The sequence below is a fragment of the Reyranella sp. genome, assembly GCF_965279625.1.
Taxonomy (GTDB): domain Bacteria; phylum Pseudomonadota; class Alphaproteobacteria; order Reyranellales; family Reyranellaceae; genus Reyranella.
This window is the reverse complement of the sequence record NZ_OZ257251.1, coordinates 4,821,748-4,847,339: the sequence shown is the minus strand read 5'-3', so window position 1 is coordinate 4,847,339 and position 25,592 is coordinate 4,821,748. Positions and strand designations below refer to the sequence as shown.

Here is a 25,592-nt window from a genome sequence, read left to right as displayed (position 1 = left end):
GCGGCAGTGACTGCCGCCCTGTCAAGAACGCGTGAGCATCAGGCGCCCGCGATGCGCGCTTCCACCAGATCGACCTCACGCACGAGCTTGCGCGCCACCTCATCCGACAAGCGGCCACTGCGGGCAAGCTCGAGCAGGCGTTCGCGCTCGGCCCGCGCGCCGATCAGTTCCAGCTCGCGCTCGATCTCTTCGATGCGGCGGGCGAGATCGCCCTCGGCGCCCGACCGCGAGAGCGCTTCGATACGCTGGCGGTAAGGTGCCATGGCGCGCGTTGCCGCTTCCGCCCCGAGATCCGCGTCGCCGGGGCGGGTCACGAGCCCACCCTGGGCACGGGCGATGGCCGCCAGCGCCGCCTCTCCGGCCGCGACACGCGCGCTATCTTCCGCCGCCTCCTCGCCCGGCTCGGCAGCGAAGTCGAGGTGTCGCAGCAGGCCAGGCAACAACACGGTCGCCGCGATCAGGGAGGTGATGATCACGCCCGCCGCCAGGAACACCGCCAGGTCGCGCGCCGGAAAAAAACTGCCGTCGGCCAGCACGAACGGCAGCGACAGCACGCCCGCCAAGGTGACTGTGCCGCGCACGCCCGCGACGGTGAGGGCCGCGACCAGACGCCAACTGGCTGCCCGCGACAGCGCCACGCGCACCAGCACCCACACCCAGGCAAAACGCAGCGCGGCCACGCCGAACGCGATCGCCGCGACGTAGAAGAGCAGCCAGCCGGTCTCGGCATGGCCCGTCTCGCGCACCACGCTGGCGGCGCCGCTGGCGATGCGGGGAAGCTGCTCGCCGAGCAGGATGAAGATGACGCCGCTCGCGCCGAACTGGATTGTCTCCCACACGGCGCTGCGCCGGACGCGGGTCTCGGCAAGCGCCCCGCCCCCCTGTTCGACGTAGCTCATGGTGATGCCCGCCGCGACGGCGGCCAGGATGCCCGAGGCGCCGACCAGGTCGGCCAGGAAGTAGGCACCGAAGGGGATCAGCAGGCTGATCAGAATCTGCGCACCGACATCCTCGCCGTAGCGGCGCGACACCCAGTTCTTCGCCTGCGCGGCCACGGTGGTCACGGCGAAGCCGGCTGCCAATCCGCCGGCCGACACCCAGACGAAGCTGCCGACGGCATCGGTCAGTGAAAACGTGCCGGTCAGCGTAGCGGCGACCGCGAAGCGCAGGCAGACCAGACCGGATGCGTCGTTGAGCAAAGCCTCGCCTTCCAGGAGGCGCATCAGCCGCTTCGGCACTGGCACACGCGCGGCGATGGCCTTCACCGCGACCGGATCGGTCGGCGAGATGACGGCCGCGAGCGCGAAGGCCACCGCCAATGGCATGGCCGGGATCATCCAATGGATCAGCAGTCCGAGGCCAAGCACGGTGAAGACGACGAGACCCAGTGCGAGGGCCAGGATCATCCCCTTGTCCCGCAGCAGGCTGGCTTTGGGCAGCCGCCATCCGTCGAAGAACAGCAAAGGCGGCAGAAACAGCACGAAGAAGAGCTGGGGATCGAGGCGCACGCCGAGATTGGCAACGGCGGCAACGAACACACCGAGCCCGATCTGGACGAGGGGCACCGGCACGGGCAGCGGCAGCATACGGGCACAGGCACCGCTCACCACCACAGCCGAGAGCAGGATCAGGACGATCTCGAAGGGTGCCATGACCGGGCCCTCCCGTCAGGCGTTGCTCGCCGCGGCGCGGACCAGCCGCACGGGAATGCCCTTGTAGGAAGGCGTGAAGCTCATCGGATCGTGAGCCTCCAGCGCGACCAGCGGATTGGTCTCCGGATAGTAGGCAGCACAGCTCCCCTCCGGAAACGAGTAGGCCACGAGCTGGTAGCCGCTCACGCGCCGCTCGATGCCGTCCTCGTTCACCGCGACGATGTCGACGCGGTCGCCAGGCTCGAACCCGCGCTTCTCGATCTCGGTCGCGCTGAGGAAGACGACGTCGCGCTGGCCGTAGACGCCGCGATAGCGGTCGGACATCGAGTAGAGCGTCGTATTATACTGGTCGTGGCTCCGCACACTCGTCAGCCAGAGCACGTCATCGTCCTTCTGCAACGGGTCTTCGCGGATGCCGTCGTAGATCAGGAAATTCGCCTTGCCCGAGCTGGTCTTCCAGATGCGCTCGCGCGCCGTGGAGACGAGATGGAAGCCGCCGGGCACGCGGATGCGGGCATTGTAGTCCTGGAAGATCGGGATCACGGCCTCGATGGCGTCGCGGATCAGGTCGTAGTCGGCGACCAGCTCCTCCCACGGCACGACCGAGCGCTTCCCGAGCGTCGCCCGGGCGATGCCGGCCACGATGGCGGGTTCGCTCTTCAGATCGTCCGAGGCGGGCTTGTTCAGGCCCAGCGACGCATGGACCATCGACATCGAATCCTCGACGGTGATCGATTGCGGGCCGGTCGCCTGGACGTCGAGCTCGGTGCGGCCGAGACAGGGCAGGATCAGGGCTTCACGGCCGCGCACCAGGTGACTGCGGTTGAGCTTGGTCGAGACGTGGACGCTGAGGTCGAGCCGGCGGAAGGCGTCGCGCGTCACCTGCCAGTCGGGCATCGCCGCCACGATGTTGCCGCCCATGCCGAAGAAGACCCGAGCCTCGCCGCGCGCCATCGCCTGCAGCGCGGTGACGACGTTGTGGCCCGGCGCCGCCGGCGGCGTGAAGCCGAACCGCTTGCCCAGGCGCGCGAGGAAATCGGCCGCCGGGATCTCGGTGATGCCGACCGTGCGATCGCCCTGCACGTTCGAATGACCGCGCACCGGGCAGATGCCCGCGCCCTCGCGGCCGAGATTGCCGCGCAGCAGGCAGAGGTTGGCGAGCTGCTGTACCGCCTGCGCGCCGTGACGATGCTGCGTGATGCCCATGCCGTACACGACGATGGCGCGCCTGGCCTTCATGTAAGCCTGCGCCGCCTCCTCGATCTCCGAGCGGACGAGGCCGGACTGGCGCTCGAGCGAGACCCAGTCCGCCGCCTTCAGGTCGGCGATCAGCGCGTCGATGCCCACCGTGTGCTCGCGGATGAAATCCCAGTCGAGCACGGCGGCGCCGCCCGTAGCGCGCGCGCCTTCGTCAGCCTCGACCAGGACCTTCATCAGGCCCTTGATCACCGCGACGTCGCCGCCGACCCGCACCTGGTAGAGGCGCGAGCTGATCGGCGTCGCGCTCAGCGTCACCATCTCGACAGGGTCCTGCGGCGCCTGGAAGCGTTCGAGCGCGCGCTCGCGGAACGGGTTGAAGGACATGATTGTGGCGCCGCGGCGCGAGGCGTTGCGCAGGCTGGTCATCATGCGCGGACTGTTGGTGCCGGGATTCTGACCGAAGATGAAGATGCAGTCGGTCTTGTCGAAATCCTCCAGCAGGACCGTTCCCTTGCCGACACCAATCGACAACGGCAGGCCGACGCTGGTGGCCTCGTGGCACATGTTCGAGCAGTCGGGAAAATTGTTGGTGCCGAATTCGCGCACGAACAGCTGGTAGAGGAACGCCGCCTCGTTGGACGTGCGGCCCGAGGTATAGAACTCGGCCATGTTCGGATCGGGCAGCGCCGCGAGGTGCCGGCCGATGGTCGCGAAGGCCTCGTCCCAGCTCACCGGCAGATAGCGATCGCTTGCCGCGTCGTAGGCCATCGGGTGCGTGAGCCGTCCCGCCATCTCGAGCTCGTAGTCGCCCCAGCCTTCCAGCTCGGAGACGGTGTGCTCGGCGAAGAACGCTGGCGAGCAGCGTTCCGCAGTCGATTCCCAGGCCACCGCCTTGCCGCCATTCTCGCAGAACTCGAACGAGGACGTATGCTTGGGATCGGGCCAGGCGCAGCCCGGGCAGTCGAAGCCCGTGGGCTGGTTCATGCGCAGAAGCGTCCGCGATCCCTTGATCGCGATGCCCTGCTCGACGAGATGCTCGCCCAGCGCCTTCAGGGCGCCCCATCCACCGGCGGGCTGCTTGTAGGGTCGTATGCGCTTGTTCGCGGCCATGATCCTGCTCCCGGTCCGATGAGGTGGGCCGATCTTGGGCGAAAAAGCGGTCGCTGACTGCCTATACCAAAGTTTGCCCGCATCAGACGTCCATCTGAATTGGCCGTTTTTCCCCGATCTCTATCCTCTCGATCAGCCCCGCAATTGGTGCGTGGCCCGCGATAGGAGATCCCGCCATGTCGCCCAGCCGCCCCGCCACCCTGATCCCGCTGCGTCGCCCGACGGAGAGCAGCCCCCCGCCGCCTGCGCCGGTCGTGGGCGAGGCGCCGCCGCCGGAGAAGCTGCTTCTCGAAGAACCGGCGACGAAGGACGAGGCACCTTCGAAGAAGGCGCCGCGTGGAGGCTTCACCGGGCGCCGCGCGCTGCTCGGCGGCGTCGGCCTGCTGGCCATGATCGCCGCGGTCTCGGTAGCGGGCCTCTATGTCGACTATGGCGCTCACTTCGCGACCACCGATGACGCCTTCATCGCCGCGCGACAGTTCGCGGTCGCGCCCAAGGTGCCGGGCTATCTGACGTCGGTTCCGGTCACCGATAACCAGCATGTCGGCACGGGCGAGGTGATCGCCCATATCGACGAGCGCGACTACCGGGTTGCGCTTGCCCAGGCGGAGGCGGCCGTCGCGGCTGCACAGGCCGGCATTGCCAATATCGATGCGCAGATCCAGGTCCAGCAGGCGCAGATCACCGCCAGCGAGACGCAGGTGAAGCTCAGCGAGGCCCGCCTCGTCTACGCACAGCAGCAATCGGAGCGCTACGGCGAGTTGGCCAAGGAGGGCTGGTCGAGCCGGCAAACCGGCGAACTCGCGATATCGGAGCTCCACCAGCAGCAAGCCGCGCTCGCGAATGCGCGCGCCAACGTCACCGTCGCAAATCGCCAACTGGTATCGCTCAAGGCGCAACGCAACTCGGCCGTCGCCAGCTTGCAGCAGGAGCAGGCGCGACGTGATCAAGCGCAACTCAACCTGTCCTATACGACGGTGACGGCGGCCCAGCCGGGGCGGATCGTCCAGCTCGGCGCCGCGGTCGGCCAGTTCGCCCAGGCCGGTACGGCGCTGTCGATGTTCGTCCCCGACGAGATCTGGGTCGTTGCGAACTTCAAGGAGACGCAGCTCGACGCGATGCGTCCGGGCCAGCCGGTGAGCTTCGGGATCGACGCCTATCCGGGCCGCGAGATCCACGGCCACGTCGCCAGCGTGCAGCCGGGATCGGGCACCGCCTTCTCGCTGCTGCCGGCCGAAAATGCGACCGGCAACTACGTGAAGATCGTCCAGCGCGTGCCGGTCAAGGTCGTCATCGACCAGGCGCCGACCGACGTCGCGCTGGGACCCGGCATGTCGGTGGTTCCCACGGTGCGAACCGACCTGTCGCCGTCTCTCTACGAGCGGCTGCGGAGCTGGCTGTGAGCACCGTGGCGGCGACCCGGGCACCGAATCCGTGGCTGATCGCCGTGGTGGTGGCGATCGCCACCTTCATGGAAGTGCTCGACACCACGATCGCCAACGTGGCCCTGCCCTATATCGCGGGCGGCCTCGGCGTCAGCGAGGACGAAGCCTCGTGGGTGGTGACTACCTATCTCGTCTCCAACGCCATCAGCCTCACCGCCAGCAGCTTCCTGGTCCGCCGGATCGGCCGGCGGCGCTTCTTCATCGCCTGCCTCGCCCTGTTCACCGTGAGCTCCGTGCTCTGTGCCTTCGCCTGGAACCTGCAGGCCTTGCTGCTGTTCCGCGTCCTGCAGGGCATCGCCGGCGGCGGCATGGTGCCGGTCTCGCAGTCGATCCTCGTCGATACGTTCCCGCCGGCCAAGCGCGGACAGGCCTTCGCCCTGTTCGGAGTCGCCGTCGTGGTGGCCCCCGTGGTCGGACCGACGCTCGGCGGATGGCTTTCCGACAACGCCTCTTGGCACTGGTGCTTCCTGATCAACGGACCGGTAGGCCTGCTGACGATCGTGTCGATCGCCCTGTTGTTGCGCGAGACGCGGGCCCAGGTGGAGGACCGGCAACGGCTGCGGCGGACCGACGGCGGCTTCGACCTCGTGGGCTTCGCGCTCGTCGCCACCTTCCTGGGCGCGCTCGAGATCGTGTGCGACCGCGGCCTGGAGGACGACTGGTTCGGCTCCGGCTTCATCGTCGCCGTGGCTTCCGTCTGCGCCCTCGCCTTCCTCCTCATGATTCCGTGGGAAATGACGCGCCGCAATCCGGCCGTCGACATCCGCATGGTGGCGACGCGACAGTTCGGCGCCTGCTTCCTGGTGATGCTGGCGACCGGTGCGATCCTGCTCGCGACCACGCAGTTCCTGCCGCAGCTCGTTCAGCAGGATCTCGGCTACACGGCGACATGGGCCGGCCTCGTCCTGTCACCCGGCGGCCTGGTGACCATGGCGATGATGTTCATCACCGGCCGCCTGCTCACGAAGATCCAGCCGAAATACCTGATCGTCGCCGGCGGCTCGATCATCGCGCTCTCGATGTACAATCTGACCTCGATCTATGGCGATGTCGGCTTCTGGTATCTCGCCCACTCGCGCATGCTGCTGGGTGTCGGCCTGCCGCTGATCTTTCTGTCCATTACGGCCGCTTCCTACGAAGGCATTGCGGCGGACAAGGTCGATCAGGCGTCGGCGCTGGTCAACGTCGCGCGCAACATCGGCGGCTCGCTCGGCATCGCCCTGTCGTCCAACGTGCTGGCCCATCGCGAGCAATTCCATCAGAGCCGTCTCGTAGAGCACGCCGTCCCGTCCAACGCCGCCTACCAGCAGACGCTGCGCCAGACGACCGACTACTTCGCGAGCCATGGCAGCTCCGCACTGGAGGCCCAGAAGCAGGCCATCGCCTGGATCGGTCAGCAGGTCACGACGCAGGCCTCGTTCCTGGCCTTCATCGACGTCTTCTGGACACTCATGGCGATCTCGCTCTCCGCCGCGGCGCTCGCGCTCACCCTGCGCAAGGTCAAGCTCGGCGGCCACGCGCCAGCGGCGCACTGAGGCAATCATGCGCAAGCTGCTGAAAGTCGATCTCGCCCTCGCTTTCGTCCTCGTCTGCATCGCGATGACGCTGACTGTCGTCGTGGCCTTCGCCACGCCGGGAGAAACCCACCAGGTGCATCGCCTCCACCCGTTCCCACCCACGAAGGAGTAAAGCCAATGACCACCGTCCAGGATCGCAGGACCGCCGCCCTGCAGACGCCCAGCACCTTCTCCGAGAATGCCGTCAAGGATCTGGCGGCATCGCTCACGGCGTTGCTGGCCGACTGCTTCGCGCTCTACCTGAAGACCAAGAACTTCCACTGGCACATGTCGGGGCCGCACTTCCGCGACCATCACCTGATGCTCGACGAACAGGCCGACCAGATCTTCGCCATGACCGACCCGATCGCCGAGCGCGCCCGCAAGATCGGCGGCACGACGCTGCGCTCGATCGGCCAGATCGCCCGGCAGCAGCGCCTGCTCGACAACGATGCCGATTTCGTCCCGCCGGGCACGATGCTGGCCGAGCTGCGCGACGACAACCGCCAGCTCACGTCCATCCTGCGCGAGGTCCATGCGCTGTGCGACGAGCATGGCGACGTCGCCACGGCCAGCCTGGTCGAGGTCTGGATCGACGAGACCGAGCGCCGGACCTGGTTCCTGTTCGAAAGCGCCCGCGCCCACGGGTGATCGGGAGACCCGTCGTCTCGACCGATGCCCGGCAAGGGCGAGACGACGGGGCCTTACGCGGGCGGCCGCAGGGCGCGCTCGACGCACTCGATCATGCGGCTGCCGTCGAATGGTTTGGTGAGGAAGCCCGCCGCGCCCTGCTCCTCGGCCTGCCGTTGCACGTGATCGCGCGGAAAGGCGGTCATCAGGATGACCGGCAACGGCATGCCTGACGCCACGATGCGCTTCTGCAGTTCGAGGCCGCCCATGCCGGGCATCTGGATGTCGCTCACCAGGCAGGAAAAGGCCTCGCCCTCTGGCCGCTCGAGGAAATCCTCTGCCGAGCAGAAGGCCCGCACCTCGTAACCCACCGAGCGCAGCAGGTTGCGCAGCCCCTCGCGCACCGATTCGTCGTCATCGACGACGGCGATGCACGGGGACGAGTTGGGGTTCGAGCGGTCTGACGGGGACGACATGGCATCGCCACCTTGCGGCAGGTGCGGCGACGCCGGTAGCCATACGTACGTTTATGAAATTGCAGAGCGCGTGTTAGTCGCGACCGGCATGCAGGGCCAGATGCTCGGCCATGCGCACGAGGTCGGCGAGCGTGTCGGCGCCCATCTTGCGCATCGCCTGGGCGCGATAGAGCTTCACGGTGATCTCGCTCAATCCCAGCTCGCCGGCAACCTGCTTGTTCATCAGGCCACGCGTGACCAGGGTCATCACCTCCCGCTCGCGCGGCGACAGGCTCTCGAAGCGCGACCGCACGTCCCGCCCCGCTTCGGCCGCAGCGCGCCGCCGCCGGTCCGCCTCGATCGCCGAGGAGACCGCATCGAGCATGTCCTGGTCGCGGAACGGCTTGGTGAGGAAGTCGACGGCGCCGGCCTTCATCGCGCGCACCGACATCGGCACGTCGCCATGCCCGGTCATGAACACGATGGGCAGTTCGATGCCGGTGCGGGCGAGCTGCCCCTGGAACTCGAGGCCGCTCACGCCCGGCAGGCGGATGTCGAGGACGAGGCAGCCGGGCGCGTCGCCCGGACCCGCCTTCAGGAATTCGGCGGCCGAGCCGAACAGCCTTGCCTGCAGGCCGACGGAGCGGAAGAGATTGTCGAGCGCCAGCCGCAGTTCCTCGTCGTCGTCGACGACGAAGACCACCGGCGTCAGCTCTGCCGGGGCCGGCGCGGGCAGCCGGCGGTTCATGCCGCCCTCCCGGCGACCGGCAGGCAAACGCGGAAGGACGCCCCGCCTTCGGGCCGGTTGGCGGCCTCGATGCGACCGCCATGGGCCTCGACGATCGAGCGCGAGATGGAGAGGCCCATGCCCATGCCGTCGCTTCGGGTCGTGAAGAAGGCGTCGAACAGATGGGCAAGGTCGGCTTCGGCAATTCCCGCGCCGCTATCCTCGACTGTCACCACGATGGCATCTCCCAGGCTCTCTCTCGCACCACGCTGCACTCTAACAGAAATCGTGCGCCGTTCGGGCGGGACCGTGCCCAGCGCCTGGATAGCGTTCAGCAGAAGATTGAGCAGGACCTGTTGGAGCTGGACCCTGTCGCCGTCGACCGGCGGCAGGCCTGCCGGCAGATCGGCGGACAGCTGCACGCCCTGCGCGCGCAGTTCCCGCTCGACGAGCTGGACAGTTTCTTCTGCGACCTCGGTGAGATCGAGTGGTGCGGTTGCGGGCGCCGACTTGGCCGACAGGGCGCGCAGTCGGCGGACGACGTCGCTGGCGCGCTGCGCGTTGCGCAGCATCGCCTCGATCGATTTCTTCGTCTCGCCGAGATCTGGCGTGTTCCGCCCAAGCCAGCGCAGGCCGGCCTCGCCATTGGCGACGATGGCGGCGAGCGGCTGGTTGACCTCGTGGGCGATCGAGGCGGTGAGCTCGCCCATCGTCGAGATGCGCGAGAGATGGGCCAGTTCGCTGCGCGTGCGGTCGAACTTGTCCTCGGCCGCGCGCTGGGCGGTGATGTCGGTGTTGGTCTCGAGCACGGCGGCAGGACGGCCCTGCGAATCACGCTGCAACGACCAGCGCGTGCTCACGGTGACCTGCCGGCCGTCGCGGCAGGTGTGGACGATGTCGCCTTCCCAACGGCCGTCGCGCTCCAGCTCGGCGAGGATCGTCGGATAGGGCACCGGGAAAACCTTCTTCAGCAGCGTCGCCGCCGGCTTTCCGACCGCCTCGTCGCTGCTCCAGCCGTAGAGATTCTCCGCCGCGCGATTCCAGTACTTGATCACGTCGTTGCGGTCACGCACGAACACCGTGTCGTGCGTGAGGTCGAGGAGATCCGCCTGCTCGCGCAGCGCCGCCACGGCCAGCTGGTTGCGCCCGCCAGCAGCGCGGTGATGGCGATGGCGGCGAGGCTGACGAAGCAGCGCAGCATCGGACCCGTGCCCGGCGTGAGATCGTGCGTGAGAACGAAACTCACGATCGTCAGCACGGCGCATCCCGCGGCGATCGCCAGAATGCCGGTATATCCGGCAAAATCGATCGCCAGCAGGACGACGGCGACATAGAGAACGGCGACGGCGATATCGAGCGGCGTCAGCGTGTCGACGACGAAGATCGCCACGGCGACGATGGCCGTGAGCACCGGCACGACGATCTTCGTTCGAGCCGGCGCGAAGACATGAGGCGACATTAGGGGGAGACTCCGCAGCGTTGGCGCGCATGGTAGCCTCGCCCCGCCAACCCGAGCGAGCAGTCTTTGGCGCCCTCGCGGATCAGTGAATCGTATAGCCGCCGTCGACGATGAGATCCTGGCCGGTCAGGAACGAGGCGTCCGTGGTCAGCAGCCAGTGCACGACCTCGCCGATCTCCTCCGGCCGACCGAAGCGTCCCATCGGCACGTAGTCCATGCGCCGGGCGGATTCCTCGGGCTGGTCGCGCGCGCGGTCGAGCAGCGGCTGGGTGGCGATCGGTCCCGGCGACACGGTGTTGACCTGGATGTTCTCGCGCGCCAGTTCCAGCGCCATCGACTTGGCGAGATGGATCAACGCCGCCTTCGTCATGCCGTAGATCGTGCGCGTCTGATAGGCGACCGAGCCGAGCTGGCTCGCGACATGCACGATGCGGCCGCCGCCCTGGCGCCGCATCGACGGCAGGACCGCCTGGCTGGCGAGGAACGGCGCCCGCAGGTTGACCGCGACGGCCTTGTCGAACTCCGCGGCGGTGAACTCGCCGAAATTGCGGTTCAGGCGGATGGCGGCATTGTTGACCAGGAGGTCGATCCGGCCAAAGCGCTTCTCCGCCTCGGCGACCATGGCCAGCACCGCGTCGGCATCGCCGAGATCGGCGGTGAGCGGCACGACGCCGCGGGCATCGCCCAGCAATCCGGCGCATTCCGTCGCCACCGCCTCCGGCGAATCGTCCGCCACCAGCAGCAGCCTCGCGCCCGATGCCGCCAGCCGGCGCGCCACGGCGGCGCCGATGCCCACGGGCGACGAGGCGCCCGTCACGATCGCGACTTTTCCCTGCAACGGTTTCATTCTCTCTCCGGGCTCAGGCGATGACGCCGTAGCGCGCCTGCTGTTCGGCGTGGCCTTCGCGATAGCGGCCGTAGGCGCGCTTGTGCGCCTCGGCCTGCGCGTCGGCGTCGAGGGTCCGCGGATCGTCCTCGAGATCGAAGTGCCCGTAGCGATCGACGCCACGCACCAGCGTGGCCGTCATGCGCTTGCTGCCGCCATGGCGCACATGGGCGGGGATGTAGCTGATGCCGAAGCCGATGCGGCGGTCGTCGCTGCGGTTGGGCCGCGAATTGTGCGCGACCAGCGTGTGATGCAGCGACACCTGGCCGGTCTTCACCGGCGCGAAGACGGCGCGCGAGGTATCGAGCGGCTCGCTGATCGAGCGGGCACCGGCATTGATGGTGCCGGGCGTGGCCGTCTGCCCGTGCGCCAGCTGGCCGAGGCGATGGCTGCCCGGCGCGAACTCCATGCAGCCCGCCTCTATCGAGGCCTCGGACAGCGCCACCCAGGCGGTGACGTGCTCGTAGGGAGACAGGCCGAAGAAGGTCGCATCCTGGTGCCAGGCGGTGATGGCGTCGGTGTTCGGCTCCTTGATGAAGAAGGTGCTGGTGAACACCAGGATATCGGGGCCCAGCAGTTGCTCCATCACGTCGAGCAGCCGCGGATCCTCCACGAGGTCGCGCGCCCAAGGCAGCCGCACATGCAGCTTGCGCCGGTCGCCTGCCGAGACCGGCCCGGGCGGCAGGGTGCGCTCGAAGGCTTCGAGGTCGGCGCGCCAGGCCCTCGCCTCTACGCGCGAAAAGACATCGACGGGCGCGAAGTACCCGTCGCGATGAAAGGCGTCGACCTCCGCCTGGCTGAGCTTGGTCACGTGTCTCGTCCCTTCCTGGTGCGATCAGCCGCCAGTGCCGGTCGCCTTGGCCAGCGGCCCCCACTTGGCCGCCTCGGCCGCGAGGAACATCGACAGCGCCTCGGGCCCGGTCTTCTGCGGCAGGTTGTAGCCCAGCTCGATGTAGCGGGCGCGCACGGCAGGATCGTTCAGCGTCGCATCTACTGCCTTGACGATGCGGTCGACGATGGGCCGCGGCGTCTTCGCCGGGGCCAGCATGGCCTGCCAGCTCCCGACCTCGAAGCCCTTGAGGCCGAGTTCGTCGAGCGTCGGCACCTCGGGCACCAGCCGCGAGCGTTCGAGCGACGAGACGGCGAAGGCGCGCACCGCGCCGCTCCTCACATGCGGCACCAGCACGTTCTGCGAATCCATCATGAAGCCGACCCGGCCCGCGACGAGATCGTTCATCGCCGCCGGCGTCGAGCGATAGGGCACGCGCGTGAACTCGACGTTCTCCAGCTTGGCCAGCAGCATCTGGGCCAGATCGGCCGAGCTGCCGGGACCGGCGGACCCGCAGTTCACGGTGCCGGGATGGGCCCGGAGGTAGGCGATGAAGCTCTTGTAGTCGGTGGCCGGCACGGAAGGATGCACCGCGAGCACGAACGGCATGAGGCCGAGATGGCTGATCGGCTGGAACGCCGTCGCCGGATCGAAAGTGACCTGCGGGAAGAGTTCGGGAATGACCGAATGCGCCATGCCCGTGACCAGGAGATTGTAGCCGTCCGGCGCGGCGCGCGCGATCAGGTCGGCGGCGATCGTCGATCCGGCGCCCGGCTTGTTCTCGACCAGCACCGTCTTGCCGAACGTACCGGTCATATGCTCGGCCACGATGCGCGCGACGACGTCGATCGCACCGCCCGCGCCATAGGAGACGACGACCCGCACCGGCTTGTCGGGATAGGCGTCCTGTGCGGCAGCGAACCGAGGAAGGCCGGCGCTCGCCGCAGCAGCGAGGCCAAGCCTGAGGAAGCTCTTGCGGGTGGGCATGCTGGTACGTGTGGGATTGGACATGGGAAGCGCCTCCAACTCTATTGCCGGCACCGCGACGCCAGCAACAATGATGCCGAAGCCCACGTCGCAGGGCGGGATCCCGCGCGGCATTCCCATTGGCGAAACCAACGGGCCCTTTTGCGTGCATCGAGCCTTGTCAGCCCCCATGCGGACTGCTCCCCTTGCGCCCAAGGGAGAAACGAAATGCAGAGAGACTCGACCTATGACTACATCGTCGTCGGTGCCGGGTCCGCGGGCGCGGTCGTCGCGAGCCGGCTGACCGAGAGCGGCCAGCATCGCGTCCTGCTGCTCGAAGCGGGCACCCAGGGCTCCAACTTCTTCTGGTCGAAGGTGCCGGTCGGCGTCGCCAAGATGATCGACGATCCGGCGGTCAACTGGTGCTACTCGTCGGAGCCCGACGAAGGCTCGGGCGGACGCCGCATCGCCGTGCCGCGCGGCCGCATGCTGGGCGGCTCCAGCTCGATCAACGGCATGGTCTATATCCGCGGCCAGGCGCAGGATTACGATCACTGGGCCCAGCTCGGCAATCGCGGCTGGAGCTTCCAGGACGTGCTGCCGATCTTCAAGCGCATGGAGCGGTTCGAGGGCGGCTCCGACGAGTTCCGCGGCCGCGACGGCATCCTCCCCGTCACTCACACGCCGCGCAACAAGGTGCCGCTGCTCGAGAAGATGATCGAGGCGGCCGAGAAGATGGGCCTGCCCTACAATCCCGACCAGAACGGCGCCTCGCAGGAAGGCATCGGCATGTCCCAGGTGACCATCACCAAGGGCCGACGCCAGAGCACCGCCTTCTGCTACCTCGACCCCGCCCGCAGCCGCGCCAACCTGCAGATCGACCAGGGCGCCATCGCCGAGTCCCTGATCCTCGAAGGCCGGCGCTGCGTCGGCGTGCGCTATTCCATCGATGGCGTGAAGCACGAAGCCCGCGCCACGCGCGAGGTCATCGTCTCGGGCGGCTCGATCAATTCGCCGAAGCTGCTCGAACTCTCCGGCATCGGCCAGGGCGAGCGGCTGCGCGCGCTCGGCATCACGCCGGTGCACGAGTTGCCAGGCGTCGGCGAGAATTTGCGCGACCACTACTCGCCGCGCATGAAGTTCGAGATCACGGGCAAGAACCTCACCTTCAACGACAATGCGCGCGGCTGGCGGCTGGCCCGCGAGGCGCTGAAGTACGCGGTGCTCCGCGAGGGCTTCCTCGCCTCCACGTCGGTGCCGATCCGGCTCTACTTCCGCACGCGCGTCGGGCTCGATTCGCCCGACGCCACCATCTCGATCGCGCCCTTCCTCTACGAGATGGTCGGCAAGGAGCGGCGCGTCTCGGCGCAGAAGGGCATCACCATGAACGTGAACGTGCTGCGCTCCGAAAGCACCGGGTCGGTCCACATCAAGTCGGCCGATCCCGCCGAACCGCCGGCGATCCGCTTCAACTTCCTGTCCACCGACCACGATCGCACCGGCATCGTGAACGTGCTGCGCAAGGGCCGCGAGCTGATGGCCACCTCGCCGCTCAAGGAAGTCACCGGCCAGGAGATCGCCCCCGGCGCCCATCTGCAGACCGATGCCGAACTGCTCGAATGGGTGCGCAACAATGCCGAGACGACCTATCACCCGGTCGGCACCTGCAAGATGGGCAACGATCCGCGCGCCGTGGTCGATTCCGAACTGCGAGTCCACGGCATCGCCGGGCTGCGGGTCGCCGACGCCTCGATCATGCCGACCCTCACCAGCGGCAACACCAACGCCCCCACGATCATGATCGGCGAGAAGTGCGCAGCGATGGTGCTGGCCGCGGCCGAGCTGGCGCGGGCTGCCTGATCAACAGACGCGCGATCAGGCGCTGCGGGCGTTGCCCCTCATACGGTTCAACAGCAGCAGGAGAGCGAGAGCGGTCACGCTCAGTCCGCCGAGGACTGCGAATGTCGCCTGCGCACCGATGCCGGACATGAGTCCGGCGAGAACGGGTGGCGCCAGAGCGTTGATCAGGTTCATGGGCAAGGCGATGGTCGACATCGCCGCCGCATAGTCGGCCTTCTGGAAGAAGACGAGCGGCATCGTCGCCCGCGCCACGGCGAAGGCGCCGCTCCCCAGTCCGAACAGCGCGAGATAGCCGGCCACGGAGATGACTCCCGCGCCGCCGATCCAGATCACCGCCAACCCCATCGGGATCATCGCCCCGGCGACGAGCCCGGTGGACAGGCCGTTCCATCGCCGCCCGCCCAGCAGGTCGATCACCCGCCCGCCGACCTTGAAGACGCCCAGCAGCGAGGCGATGGCGACGGCGCCGGCGAGGTCCATGCCCATCGCCTTCAGGAGCTGAATTCCCACCGCGTCGATGCCGAAGGTGACGAAGCTGTTCAGGGCGATGGCGGCCACCATCAGGACGAAGACCCGGCCCTTGCGCAGTCGTCCCGCGGCGGGTGCCGTGTCGGTCGCATCTTCAAGCGCGGGCAAGCCGAACCAGACCAGTGGGCAGGCTACGAGAACCATGATCGCAGCATAGGCAAAGCCGACGCCGCGCCAGCCCACCTGATCTTCCAGGAAGGCGGTCACGGGCCAGAAGACGCTGCCGGCGAGGCCCGTCACCAGCATCAGCGTGCCGATCAGGCTGCGCGCTTGTTCACCGGCATAGGACGCGATGTAGGCATAAGCGGCCGTCGTCAGGAACAGCGCGCCGGCCAATCCGACCGTCCCCCAGCCCATCAGGAAGACGGCGAGGTTCGGAGACAGCGCCAGCAGGCACAGGCCGAGACCGATCCCGGCGGCGCCCACGGTCATGACCTCCCGCGATCCGAAGCGGCGAAAGGCTCGCCCCGCCCAGGGAGCGGCGAGTCCCATCGCAACGAACATCGCCGAGGTACCGAGGAACACGGACGACAGGGAGAGTCCGAACTCCCCCGCCACCCTGGGCGCAATCACCGGCAGGATGCCGATCACGCCCCAGCCGGCAATCTGGGTCAGGGCGAGGACGACAAGGACACGGAGATGACGTCGCATCGGACATTCACAAGTCGGTAGATCGCACCGAAAGTCAGGAAGCGGCCTTGATGAAGACCTCGCGCCGCAGTTCGTCCACCAGCTTGAGCCCCAGAGCGATCATTACCCCACCGGCCAGCAGGTCGAGATAACGCGCAATGCGCTGGTAGAGCTTCTGGGCGGCGCCCGTCGAGAAGAACAGCGCCAGCGTGCCGTACCAGATCGCGGACTGGACACCGACGATTGCCACGATCGTGGGATAGACCCAGCCCGGTGCATGCGGCGGCAGCGCCACGAGGAAGGCGCTGGTCCAGAACACCGCCGACTTCGGATTGCTAAGCGTGGTCATGACGCCGGCCATGAAGGGGCTGCGCCCCGCCAGCTGCGGGGGCGCTCCCCGTGCGTTCCCTTTCGGGCCGAACCCGGCCCGCAACAAGCGGACGCCGACATAGATCAGGTAGGCCGCGCCGACGAAGCGCAGCGCGCGATACAGCCATCCCGCCTCGAGGAGCAGCGCCCCGACTCCTCCGATGGCGAGCACGACCCACAGCAGCGAGGCCACGACCACACCTGCGACGGCCTTGAGACCATCGCTCCGCGAGCGCGTTGCGGCGTACCACCCCACGACGACGGTGTTCGGCCCCGGCAGCATGGCCATCAGAAGGTGCATGGTGGCAAGACCGACCAGATTGGGCACGAAGTCCATTGCATACGTCCTTGAGCAACAGGGCCATGGCCCGATAACAAATTCACAATGCGATGGCTTCCGCTCTTCCGGAAGCTTGAAAGCGCGTCACGGTCGACGCACGGTGACGATCGACAACAATTGGCTCTGGTGACGACATGCTGACAGACCGCTACGGCCTTCTCCTCTCGACCGCGAACGTCACCGCGCGCGATGCCTATGTCGAGGGCGTCGACCTGCTGCTGACGGTCTTTCCCGGTGCGGCTGCCGCCTTCGATAGAGCCATCGCCGCCGATCCCGCCTTGGCGCTGGCCTATATCGGCCGGGCGCGGGCTTCCCAGCTCGCGGGCAAGTTGGAGGCGATGCGCGCGGACCTCGCCACGGCCTCGTCGCTCGCCGAGGGCGTGTCGGCGCGCGAGCGGAGCCAGATTGAGGTCTTTCGGTCGCTCTTCGCCGGCCAGCCGGTCGCCGCGCTGGCGACGCTGCGCGCCCACGTGCAGACCTGGCCGCGCGACGCGCTGGTGCTCAGCCTCGCCGCCAACCAGGGCGGATTGATCGGCATGTCCGGCCTCTCGGGCCGCGAGCAGGACCTCGCCGACTTCCTCGACGGGCTCGCCCCGCACTACGGCGAGGATTGGTGGTTCGAGGGGCATCGCGGGATGGCACTGTCGGAGATCGGCCGGCACGACGAGGCGCGCCCGATGATCGAGCGTTCGCTCGCCCGGTATCGGCGCAATGGCTATGGGGCGCATGCCTTCGCCCATCTTTGTTACGAGACCGGGGAACGCGACACCGGCATTGCCTTCCTGCGCGACTGGCTGCCGATCTACGATCGTGGCGGAGGGCTGTTCGGCCATCTCAACTGGCACCTCGGCCTGTTCGAACTGCATGCCGGCAATCTCGAAGGCGGGCTCCGCCTCTACGGCGACGCCTTCTGCGCCGACGACCATCGCGGCGCCGTTCACCAGAAGCTCTCCGATTCAGCGTCCTTCCTCTGGCGCTCCGAACTGGCCGGCCATCCGCGCGATCCCGCCCGCTGGGCGAAGCTCAAGGACTATGCACGCGAGAAGCTGCCGCGCCCCGGCATGTCGCTCGCGGACTGGCATGTCGGGCTCACTCTTGCCGCCACCGGCGACGATGCCGCGCTCGAGGACTGGGTCCAGGCGATCGAGGAGCTGGCGCGCGCCGGCCGCTATCCTTCCGGATCCGTGATCCCCGCCGTGGCCCGTGCCTTCGCGGCCTACCAGCGCGGAGATTATGCGGCGACCATCGAGCTCATCGAGCCGATGCTGCCCGAGCGCGAACGGATCGGCGGCAGCCGCGCGCAGGGCGACCTGGTGGAAGCGACGCTGCTCCGGGCTTACCTGGCCGCCGGGCGCGAGGCAGAGGCCAAGCATCTGACCGCGGCCCGGCGCCCGGGCCCGGCCAGCGTCCCGGTGGCGGGTTTTTAAAGTTCGGCTAGTACGCGCTTGTGGTCGTCGCCAACTGGAACAGACAGTCGCCGCGCTCGCAGTGCGCCGGCACTCGCTTGCAGATCACAAGCCCCGATCGCTGGAAAGCGACGACTTCCGGTTCGCGCCAGGGCGTGTGGTGGAAATGGATTCGACCTGCCGGCTGACGCGCGCTCACTTCCTCGCCCAACTCGACGAGCGGCTCGAACAGGCCGCTTTCGGTGGCATGGACGTAGTAGTCATCGCCCACGGTTTCCGTCAGCCGCGTGGGGCCAGGCGGAGGTACGGGCCCCCGCAGCAGTCCGACGTGTGCCAGCACGCGGCGCATGCCCTGCTCTGCAATGGAGAGCGACTCCGGTGTAACGAACCCTCCACCGCCCAGCTCGGTCGTCAACGCAACGACGCCCTGCCGGGACGCGGCAGACGTGAACGCACGCTCGCCCCCAGGCGCCCTTGAGATGAAGGTCACGGGTGCACCGAAGGCCTTTGCCAGGCCAATGGTCTTCTCCAGTATTGCGGGCTCCGGATGGTGCGCGACCAGGGCACTTGGAATGTAGATCAGGGAACTGCCGCCCGAGTGGAAGTCGACGGCATAGTCACAGCCTGGCAGCAGCGCATGTTCGATCCAATAGGCGATCTGTTGCGTGATGGTGCCGTTGGCGTCCCCGGGAAAAGCGCGATTGAGATTGCCCTGGTCGATCGGAGACGTGCGTCGGCCCTCCAGTGCGGCCGGAAAATTGGCGGAGGGCAGGATGATCAGGCGCCCTCGGATATCCTCAGGTTCGATGTTCCGGATCAGGTTTCCCAGTCCGATCTGCCCTTCCCACTCGTCGCCGTGATTGCCCGCCACCAGCAGGACATTCGGACCTTCGCCGTTGCGGATGCGCACGATCGGCACCGGAATCCAACCGTACGCCGAGCGGTGCACCGAGTGTGGCACGCGGACGAAGCCCGCCGCCTTGCCCTCGGCATAGAGATCGATGTCCGCCGAAAGCCGGCTCCGGGCGGCTCGCTTGCTGGACTCTTCAGGGGAACAGGGCGCCGGCATGTTCGCTCCCACCAACCACCTCCATCAGCAGCAGTCTGACGTCGGCCGAGCGGATGTAACTCTCCTCCGATCGCCATTCGGAGAAGATCGACCTGGCGCGCGTCACACTCGCAACCTGAACGCCGACGGTGCTCAGGGCCGATCCGGTTCGCTCGCCCTGTTCCGTTCCCACGAACTTGATGCCGGCTTCGTTCCGGGTGGCCAACACGACGACGCGGTCGAGGATCCACGTCCGGATATCGGCCCGGTCTGCGGGGAACGTACAGAGGATCAACGCGCCCACGGGATGCTATCCATTCCTGAACGCATAGCCGTATCCGTTGAGAGCCGGGGCGCCGCCCAGGTGCGCATAGAGAACCTTCGAGCCCGCGGGGAAATAGCCTTTCTGGACAAGGTCGATCATGCCTTGCATCGACTTGCCCTCGTAGACGGGATCCGTGATCATCCCTTCGAGGCGCGCGCATAGGCGAATGGCTTCCTTGGTTTCTTCGGACGGCACGCCATAGACGGGATAGGCATAGTCTTCGACGAGCACGACGTCGTCCTCGACGATGTCCCTGCCCAGCTCGACCAGCCGGGCGGTGTTGCGCGCGATCTCGAGAACCTGCGCTTTGGTCTGCGCCGGCGTAAAGGACGCATCGATCCCAACGACCTTGCGCTCGCGTCCGTCCTTGGCGAAGCCCACCAACATCCCCGCATGCGTCGAGCCGGTGACGGTGCAGACCACGATGTAGTCGAAGGCGAAGCCCAGTTCCTTCTCCTGCTCCCGGACCTCTTCGGCAAAGCCGACATAGCCCAGGCCGCCATATTTGTGGACCGAAGCCCCGGCGGGGATCGCATAGGGTTTGCCGCCCTTGGCCTTGACGTCCTCGATGGCCTCTTCCCAGCTCCGTCGGATACCGATATCGAAACCTTCGTCGACCATCTGCACGTCGGCGCCCATGATGCGGCTGAGCATGATGTTGCCGACGCGATCGTAGACCGCATCCTCGTGCGGCACCCAGCTCTCCTGAACCAGACGGCACTTGAATCCGATCTTTGCGGCGACCGCGGCGATCATGCGGGTGTGGTTGGATTGCACGCCCCCGATGGAAACCAGCGTGTCGGCGTTCGACGCGATCGCGTCGGGAATGATGTACTCGAGCTTGCGCAGCTTGTTGCCGCCGAAGGCGAGACCCGAATTGCAATCCTCCCGCTTGGCATAGAGCTCGACCTTGCCGCCGAGATGCTCCGAAAGCCGTTCGAGTTTCTCGATATGGGTTGGCCCGAATGTGAGGGGATACCGCTCGAACTTGGACAGCATGGAAGTTCCTTCCGCTGAGACGCTTCAATCTGGTCGGATCGTAGCGAAACCGGATTAGAAGGTGCTCTCGAATGCTGAGCCACATTTGGCTGATCGACAGATCACTGATAAATATTCAGTTTAATATTTCCGCGTAAGCGGACCTTTACGGAAGATCCTTCCATGTCAGAACAACTTGACCGAATCGATCTCCGAATGTTGCGCCTGCTGCAAAGTAACGGCCGACTCTCCAATGCCGAGCTGGCGAAGCTGGTCGCCGTCAGCCCCGCCACGTGCCATCGCCGGACGCAGCGCCTTTTCGAGAAAGGCTATATCGACGGCGTCCGGGCGACGGTGGCACCCAGGAAGGTCGAGAGGGGCGCCCTGGTCATCGTCGGCGTCGTGCTCGACCGCTCGACTCCTCAAAGCTTCGGCGAATTCGAGAAGGCCATCGCCAAGCTGAAGTTCGTCCTCGACTGCCATCTTGTGGCAGGGGACTTCGACTATTTCCTGAAGATCCGGGTGAAGGATATCGAGGGCTTCAACCGCATGCATGGCGAGAAGCTGATCGCCCTGCCCGGCGTTCGGCAGACGAGAACGTTCTTCGTCATGAAAGAGGTCATCGACAACGCACCTCTTGATTTCTGACAGTGTAGCGTCACTCAGTCGAACAGCGTCGCCAGCCGCTGCTTCATCTGGTCGGCGATATAGAGCGCGAGCGCCTGGATGGTCGAGGTCGGGTTCACGCCGCCCGAGGTCACCCAGATGCTGCCGTCGACGATGAACAGGTTCTTCACGTCGTGCGTGCGGCCCCACTCGTTCACGACCGAGCGCTCGGGATCGGTGCCCATGCGCGCCGTGCCGAGAAGGTGGCCCGGATAGTTGAGCGCGGTGCGCGAGGCGTAGAGATCGGTGGCGCCGGCCTCGGTGAGGATCTCCTCGGCGCGGGCGATGCCGTGCTCCATCATGCGGCGCGTGTTCTCGCTGATCGTATAGTCGATTTTCGGTGCCGGGATGCCGTGGCTGTCCTTCAGCACCGGATCGAGAGTGACCCGGTTGTGCTCCTCGGGCAGATCCTCGCAGGCGACACCGATGCTCAGCCGGTGATCGAGCATCTTGGCGTAGCGGCGATGATGATCGCGACCCCAGGGCAGCAGGCCGGAGGCGGCGCCCATCACGGCCTGTGTGGCCGGCCCGGTGCCACGGCCGAATTGCAGCGTGTAGCCGCGCACGAAGTCGCGCGACGGATCGGTCTCGTAGAACTGCTTGCTCCAGATGCAGTTGATGGGACCGCGCCCGCCATCCATCGTTTCCTCGACATAGCCACTCACGATCGGCCAGGGGTGCAGCATCAGGTTCCGGCCGACCAGCCCGGACGAATTGGCGAGGCCGTTCGGGAACTTCGCCGAGGCCGAGTTCAGCAGCAGGCGCGGCGTGCCGACCCCGTTGCAGGCCAGGATCACGACCTCGGCCGGCTGGAACTGCTCCACGCCATCGGCATCGTAGTAGATCGCGCCGGCCGCCATGCCGTTTTCGTCGGTGGTGATCTCGCGCACCCGGCAGCGGGTGCGCAGCTCGACGCCGGCGCGTAGCGCCAGCGGCCAGTAGGTGATGTCGGTGCTGGCCTTGGCGCCCTGCGCGCAGCCCGGCGTGCAGTGGCCGAGATTGATGCACTTCGCCCGGCCGTCATAGTCGGTCGTGGCGATGGTGGTGTCCGACGGCCACCAGTGCCAGCCGAGCCGGTTCATCGCCTGGCCGTAGCGGGTGCCGGTCTTGCCGAGCGCGATCGGCGGCATGGGCGGATGGCGCGGCGGCACGCCGGGATCGCCGGCGAGGCCCGAGACGCCCATCATCCGGTCGTTCTCTTCGTAGAACTTCTCGAGCGCCCAATAGTCGACGGGCCAGTCGTCGGCCACGCCATCGAGCGACTTCACCTTGAAGTCCGAGGGATGCATGCGCGGCCAGTGGGCGGTGTAGATCAGGGTGCCGCCGCCGACGCCGTTGAAGTTGGCGATCTTCATCAGCGAATTGTCGTCGTTGACCGGATAGTCGGTGTCGCGCCCGCGACGGTTGGGGCTGATCTCGAAATCGGTATAGCGCCGAGCCTCCCAGTCGCGGCCGTTGCTGGGGAACTCGGTCGACTTCATCCAGTCGCCCTGCTCCAGGCACAGGATGCGCATTTTCGTTTCGGCGAGACTCCAGGCCACTGCCGCGCCCGATGCGCCGGACCCGATGATGAGGACATCGACCTTCTCGTGGGCGGCCATGTCAGCGCTCTCCGTCAGGAACGATGCGATCGTCGCGCCAGAAGGGCGGCCGGTCGCGGACCGCGTCGAGCAGCGACCAGTCGCCCGGCTCCAGCACGTAGCCCTTCGGGAAGGGCGAGCGGGCTTCGTGTCCAAGCGCCACGAGGACCCGATCGTCGCGATAATAGGCGCTGAGGATCACCCGCCCGAGCGCCGCCGCCGGCGCCCCGCCGCTCGCGTACCAGTCGTTGATGAGAGCCTCCCGGCCGCTGCGCTCCAGACCGGCGAAGCCATCGCCGGCCTTGACCATGATGGCAGCCAGAGCCTCGCGCACCAGCGGAAGGTCGCGTCCGATCGATCGAACGATGTCGTCGAGGATGGCCGGATCGTCCGCGCCCGGCATGCCGAGGGTGGCCTCTTCGGGAATCATCGTTCCGGCAATTGTCTTGAGTGCGTTGGTTTCGGCGGCGGAAAGGGGCGTTTGGGGAGCGGCGGCCATGTGAACCCTGGTGACGTACGCAGCGATCCTAGGCGATCGCGCGGCCCCCATCGACGTAAAGATTGACGCCGTTGATGTAGGCGCCCGCGTCCGAACACAGGAGCAACGCCGCGCCCGCGAGATCGTCGGGCTGGCCGAACCGGCCGGTCGGGATGCGCTGCACCAGCGCCTCGCCCTCGACCGCCATCTGCTGGCGATTGCGCGCCGTCATGATCGCGCCGGGCGCCAGGTTGTTCACCGTGACGCCCTGCCCGCCGAACTGACGGGCGAGATTCCAGACCCAGTTCAATTGAGCGGCCTTCGTCCCGGCATAGACCATCATCTGGGGATGCGGCCTGACCTGCTGCACGCTGCCGATCGTCACGACACGTCCCCAGCCACGCCGCCCCATGGGCGGCACGAGTTCCTGCAGCAGCTCCAGCGGGCTGCGCAGGTTGACGGCGATCTGCCGGTCGAACCGCTCGCGCGTGATCGCATCGTAGGATTCCGGAATCTCGATCGAGGCATTCAGCACCAGGATGTCGACCGGCGACCAGGCCGAAACAGACTCCGACAGCCGGTGTCCCGCGTCCGCGAGAGAGAAGTCCTGGGCGAAAGCGCGTGCGGTGCCTCCCGCCAGCTCGATCTCGCGCACGACGGAGGCGGCATCCGCCTCCTCCTCCTCGGTGTCGGCGTGATGGATCGCGAGCCGCGCGCCAGCACTGCTCAAGGCAAGCGCGATGGCCCGGCCGATTTCGCGGCGCGCGCCGGTCACCAGGGCAGTGCGGTTCGTCAGACGAAAGCGGTCGAGCACGTTGGGCGACATGAAGGCTCCAGTGCCACCAGCATGGCAGTGTCGGAACATTTCTCAAGCGCCCGCCAAGCTATGCATCGACGCCGGTTGCTCCTCGAGACGTGGAACGTATGGTGGGCACCCAATCTTGGAGGAAGCCCAATGTGCAATTTCTGTCCGTCACGTCGCGGTCTGTTTTCGGGAATCGGCAGTCTCGCGGCCACGGCCGCGCTCGGCGCCTTGGCGTCGAATTCCGCCCAGGCGCAACCGACCCGTTCGGTCGAGACGCCCGATGCGGCGCTGGCCCGCCTGATGGAAGGCAATGCGCGTTACGCCTCCGGCCAGATGTCGGAGCGTGACTTCTCCGCCGGCCGTGTCGCCCGCACACAGGGCCAGGCGCCCTTCGCCGCGATTCTCGGCTGCGCAGATTCGCGCGTGGCGCCCGAGTTGGCGTTCGACCAGGCGCCGGGTGAGCTCTTCGTCGTCCGCGTCGCCGGCAACTTCGTCACGCCAGACGGGCTGGGCAGCCTCGAATACGGCGCCGCCGTGCTGGGCACGAAGGTGATCATGGTGCTGGGCCATACGAGCTGCGGCGCGGTGAACGCCACGGTCGACGCCCTGCAGAAGGGCAACAACCTGCCCGGCCACATCGCGGATCTCGTGCGCGCCATGAAGCCCGGCATCGAGCCGGTCCTCAAGACGCCGGGCGCCGATCTCCAGCAGCGCGCCATGATCGCCAACGTCCAGGCCAACGTTCGCCGCCTGCAGACCGAGAAGCCGATCCTGGGCGACATGGTCGCGGCCGGTAAGCTCAAGGTCGTGGGTGCCTACTACGACCTGCCCACCGGCAAGGTGATGATGGTCTGACGACCCACGCCGAGCCGGGTGGTGACATCGATGCAGGAAAGGACCCTGCATCGATGGCACGCTCCCGGTCAGGGCGAGCCGGCCAAATGGCGAACCGCCTCGTCGGTCGACCACAGGGCGTTCGCGAACCAGCGAAAATTCAGAAGAGCCGCCGCATAGGCATCTCCTTCAGGAATCTTGCTGCCGGCGGTTGCGTCGCGGATGACGGCCACTTCCAGACCATGCTCGACAAAGTCCCGCAAGTGAGACTCGACGCAGAAGTTCGCCGCCATCCCGGCCAGTATGACCTGGGTGGCGCCGGTCTTGCGCACCTGAAACAGCGTATCGTTTGTCTGGGGACCCGCAATCTTGTGCGGCGAGCAGACGATCGTCTTACCGTCGTCGATCAGATCCTTGAACGCCGGCAGCCAGTCCGCCCCTGATCCTTCGAAACCCTCTGCCGAGAGCGGAGACCGGCGCTGGAACATGCCGAGCTTGTGCATCAGGATCTCGCCGGGCGCCGCGAACTCCCAATGGTGATCGTGCGGGTAATAGTAATGCGGGGAAATGATCACCGGCACCTCCGCCTGCTTAGCCGCCTCGAACAGGCGGCGAAGATTGGGGACGGTGCGTTGCTCCTCGATGCTTTCCTTGAACACGGCGAAGGCGGCTCCCGTTTCACCGAGGAAATCGATCTGTGGATCGGTCACCACGAGCGCGGCTCGTCGCCGGTCGAATTTGAAGGTCGATGCCGGAAGGGCGGGATTGGGCGGGTCGGCATAAGCGGGGTTGCGCGGAGTCTCGATCATCTGGCTTCCAATCTCTCAAAG

Annotated in this window: 26 protein-coding genes; 8 read left to right on the top strand and 18 right to left on the bottom strand. The window is 67.0% G+C overall.

What is annotated here, in order from left to right:
* Positions 1-38: 38 nt before the first annotated feature.
* Both ACQY78_RS23540 and ACQY78_RS23535 read right to left on the bottom strand, forming a co-directional pair.
* A complete protein-coding gene (locus tag ACQY78_RS23540; protein ID WP_428679463.1) occupies positions 39-1,652 on the bottom strand; it encodes a Na+/H+ antiporter in 1,614 nt (537 codons plus the stop codon).
* 15 nt (positions 1,653-1,667) lie between these two features.
* Entirely contained in the window at positions 1,668-3,962 is a 2,295-nt protein-coding gene (locus ACQY78_RS23535; protein ID WP_428679461.1) for an FdhF/YdeP family oxidoreductase, read from the bottom strand.
* Positions 3,963-4,138: 176 nt separating this feature from the next.
* Here ACQY78_RS23535 and ACQY78_RS23530 point away from each other — a divergent pair, with 176 nt between their 5' ends.
* Genes ACQY78_RS23530 through ACQY78_RS23515 form a run of 4 tightly spaced genes read left to right on the top strand, consistent with a single transcriptional unit; the run spans position 4,139 to position 7,614 of the window.
* On the top strand, positions 4,139-5,365 hold the full coding sequence (locus ACQY78_RS23530; protein WP_428679459.1) for an HlyD family secretion protein: 1,227 nt from the start codon (positions 4,139-4,141) through the stop codon (positions 5,363-5,365).
* Positions 5,362-6,942 (top strand): DHA2 family efflux MFS transporter permease subunit, encoded by a 1,581-nt coding sequence (locus ACQY78_RS23525; RefSeq protein WP_428679456.1) that lies wholly within the window; start codon positions 5,362-5,364, stop codon positions 6,940-6,942. The genes ACQY78_RS23530 and ACQY78_RS23525 overlap by 4 nt, the downstream gene beginning before the upstream one ends.
* A gap of 7 nt (positions 6,943-6,949) precedes the next feature.
* Complete coding sequence (locus ACQY78_RS23520) at positions 6,950-7,096, top strand: hypothetical protein (protein WP_428679454.1); 147 nt, start codon at positions 6,950-6,952, stop codon at positions 7,094-7,096.
* A gap of 5 nt (positions 7,097-7,101) precedes the next feature.
* Positions 7,102-7,614 carry a Dps family protein gene (locus ACQY78_RS23515; RefSeq protein WP_422016564.1) on the top strand — a complete coding sequence of 171 codons (513 nt, stop codon included), beginning with the start codon at positions 7,102-7,104 and terminating at the stop codon, positions 7,612-7,614.
* Positions 7,615-7,667: 53 nt separating this feature from the next.
* Here ACQY78_RS23515 and ACQY78_RS23510 read toward each other — a convergent pair whose 3' ends face one another.
* The 7 genes from ACQY78_RS23510 to ACQY78_RS23480 all read right to left on the bottom strand — a co-directional run bounded on the left by ACQY78_RS23510 (position 7,668) and on the right by ACQY78_RS23480 (position 12,960).
* Positions 7,668-8,069, bottom strand: coding sequence for a response regulator transcription factor (locus tag ACQY78_RS23510; protein ID WP_428679451.1), 402 nt, complete (start codon positions 8,067-8,069; stop codon positions 7,668-7,670).
* A 73-nt stretch (positions 8,070-8,142) separates the two neighbouring features.
* On the bottom strand, positions 8,143-8,796 hold the full coding sequence (locus ACQY78_RS23505) for a response regulator transcription factor (RefSeq protein WP_428679449.1): 654 nt from the start codon (positions 8,794-8,796) through the stop codon (positions 8,143-8,145).
* Entirely contained in the window at positions 8,793-9,905 is a 1,113-nt protein-coding gene (locus ACQY78_RS23500) for a two-component system sensor histidine kinase NtrB (protein ID WP_428679447.1), read from the bottom strand. The genes ACQY78_RS23505 and ACQY78_RS23500 overlap by 4 nt, the downstream gene beginning before the upstream one ends.
* Complete coding sequence (locus ACQY78_RS23495; RefSeq protein WP_428679445.1) at positions 9,827-10,234, bottom strand: hypothetical protein; 408 nt, start codon at positions 10,232-10,234, stop codon at positions 9,827-9,829. Before ACQY78_RS23495 ends, ACQY78_RS23500 begins: the two co-directional genes overlap by 79 nt.
* An 82-nt stretch (positions 10,235-10,316) precedes the next feature.
* Positions 10,317-11,081 carry an SDR family NAD(P)-dependent oxidoreductase gene (locus tag ACQY78_RS23490; RefSeq protein WP_428679443.1) on the bottom strand — a complete coding sequence of 255 codons (765 nt, stop codon included), beginning with the start codon at positions 11,079-11,081 and terminating at the stop codon, positions 10,317-10,319.
* A gap of 13 nt (positions 11,082-11,094) precedes the next feature.
* Complete coding sequence (locus ACQY78_RS23485) at positions 11,095-11,931, bottom strand: phytanoyl-CoA dioxygenase family protein (protein WP_428679441.1); 837 nt, start codon at positions 11,929-11,931, stop codon at positions 11,095-11,097.
* A 24-nt stretch (positions 11,932-11,955) separates the two neighbouring features.
* Positions 11,956-12,960, bottom strand: a complete 1,005-nt coding sequence (locus tag ACQY78_RS23480; RefSeq protein WP_428679438.1) for a Bug family tripartite tricarboxylate transporter substrate binding protein — start codon at positions 12,958-12,960, stop codon at positions 11,956-11,958.
* Positions 12,961-13,143: 183 nt separating this feature from the next.
* Between ACQY78_RS23480 and ACQY78_RS23475 the strand changes: the two genes are divergently transcribed.
* A complete protein-coding gene (locus tag ACQY78_RS23475) occupies positions 13,144-14,775 on the top strand; it encodes a GMC family oxidoreductase (protein WP_428679436.1) in 1,632 nt (543 codons plus the stop codon).
* 15 nt (positions 14,776-14,790) lie between these two features.
* Here ACQY78_RS23475 and ACQY78_RS23470 read toward each other — a convergent pair whose 3' ends face one another.
* The gene (locus tag ACQY78_RS23470) at positions 14,791-15,954 is read right to left on the bottom strand and encodes an MFS transporter (protein ID WP_428679434.1); all 1,164 of its coding nucleotides are present in this window, start codon (positions 15,952-15,954) and stop codon (positions 14,791-14,793) included.
* 34 nt (positions 15,955-15,988) lie between these two features.
* Positions 15,989-16,639: a LysE family translocator gene (locus ACQY78_RS23465; RefSeq protein WP_428679432.1), complete on the bottom strand. Its 651-nt coding sequence runs from the start codon at positions 16,637-16,639 to the stop codon at positions 15,989-15,991.
* A gap of 137 nt (positions 16,640-16,776) precedes the next feature.
* Here ACQY78_RS23465 and ACQY78_RS23460 point away from each other — a divergent pair, with 137 nt between their 5' ends.
* Positions 16,777-18,069: a tetratricopeptide repeat protein gene (locus tag ACQY78_RS23460; protein ID WP_428679429.1), complete on the top strand. Its 1,293-nt coding sequence runs from the start codon at positions 16,777-16,779 to the stop codon at positions 18,067-18,069.
* Positions 18,070-18,076: 7 nt separating this feature from the next.
* Here the strand turns inward: ACQY78_RS23460 and ACQY78_RS23455 are convergent, their stop codons facing one another.
* The 3 genes from ACQY78_RS23455 to ACQY78_RS23445 are packed head-to-tail and all read right to left on the bottom strand — an operon-like array spanning position 18,077 to position 20,420.
* Complete coding sequence (locus ACQY78_RS23455; RefSeq protein WP_428679427.1) at positions 18,077-19,117, bottom strand: succinylglutamate desuccinylase/aspartoacylase family protein; 1,041 nt, start codon at positions 19,115-19,117, stop codon at positions 18,077-18,079.
* A complete protein-coding gene (locus ACQY78_RS23450) occupies positions 19,095-19,400 on the bottom strand; it encodes a hypothetical protein (RefSeq protein ID WP_428679424.1) in 306 nt (101 codons plus the stop codon). The genes ACQY78_RS23455 and ACQY78_RS23450 overlap by 23 nt, the downstream gene beginning before the upstream one ends.
* A gap of 6 nt (positions 19,401-19,406) precedes the next feature.
* On the bottom strand, positions 19,407-20,420 hold the full coding sequence (locus ACQY78_RS23445) for a 1-aminocyclopropane-1-carboxylate deaminase (protein WP_428679421.1): 1,014 nt from the start codon (positions 20,418-20,420) through the stop codon (positions 19,407-19,409).
* A gap of 162 nt (positions 20,421-20,582) precedes the next feature.
* On the opposite strand from ACQY78_RS23445, the gene ACQY78_RS23440 reads away from it, so the two are divergent.
* The gene (locus tag ACQY78_RS23440; protein ID WP_428679419.1) at positions 20,583-21,047 is read left to right on the top strand and encodes an Lrp/AsnC family transcriptional regulator; all 465 of its coding nucleotides are present in this window, start codon (positions 20,583-20,585) and stop codon (positions 21,045-21,047) included.
* 14 nt (positions 21,048-21,061) lie between these two features.
* Here ACQY78_RS23440 and ACQY78_RS23435 read toward each other — a convergent pair whose 3' ends face one another.
* The 3 genes from ACQY78_RS23435 to ACQY78_RS23425 are packed head-to-tail and all read right to left on the bottom strand — an operon-like array spanning position 21,062 to position 23,949.
* Positions 21,062-22,666, bottom strand: a complete 1,605-nt coding sequence (locus ACQY78_RS23435; protein WP_428679416.1) for a GMC family oxidoreductase — start codon at positions 22,664-22,666, stop codon at positions 21,062-21,064.
* A gap of 1 nt (position 22,667) precedes the next feature.
* Complete coding sequence (locus ACQY78_RS23430; protein ID WP_428679413.1) at positions 22,668-23,144, bottom strand: hypothetical protein; 477 nt, start codon at positions 23,142-23,144, stop codon at positions 22,668-22,670.
* Between the two features lie 28 nt (positions 23,145-23,172).
* A complete protein-coding gene (locus ACQY78_RS23425) occupies positions 23,173-23,949 on the bottom strand; it encodes an SDR family NAD(P)-dependent oxidoreductase (RefSeq protein WP_428679410.1) in 777 nt (258 codons plus the stop codon).
* Positions 23,950-24,078: 129 nt separating this feature from the next.
* On the opposite strand from ACQY78_RS23425, the gene ACQY78_RS23420 reads away from it, so the two are divergent.
* A complete protein-coding gene (locus ACQY78_RS23420) occupies positions 24,079-24,783 on the top strand; it encodes a carbonic anhydrase (RefSeq protein WP_428679408.1) in 705 nt (234 codons plus the stop codon).
* A gap of 68 nt (positions 24,784-24,851) precedes the next feature.
* Here the strand turns inward: ACQY78_RS23420 and ACQY78_RS23415 are convergent, their stop codons facing one another.
* Complete coding sequence (locus ACQY78_RS23415) at positions 24,852-25,571, bottom strand: cysteine hydrolase (protein WP_428679405.1); 720 nt, start codon at positions 25,569-25,571, stop codon at positions 24,852-24,854.
* Positions 25,572-25,592 lie beyond the last annotated feature (21 nt).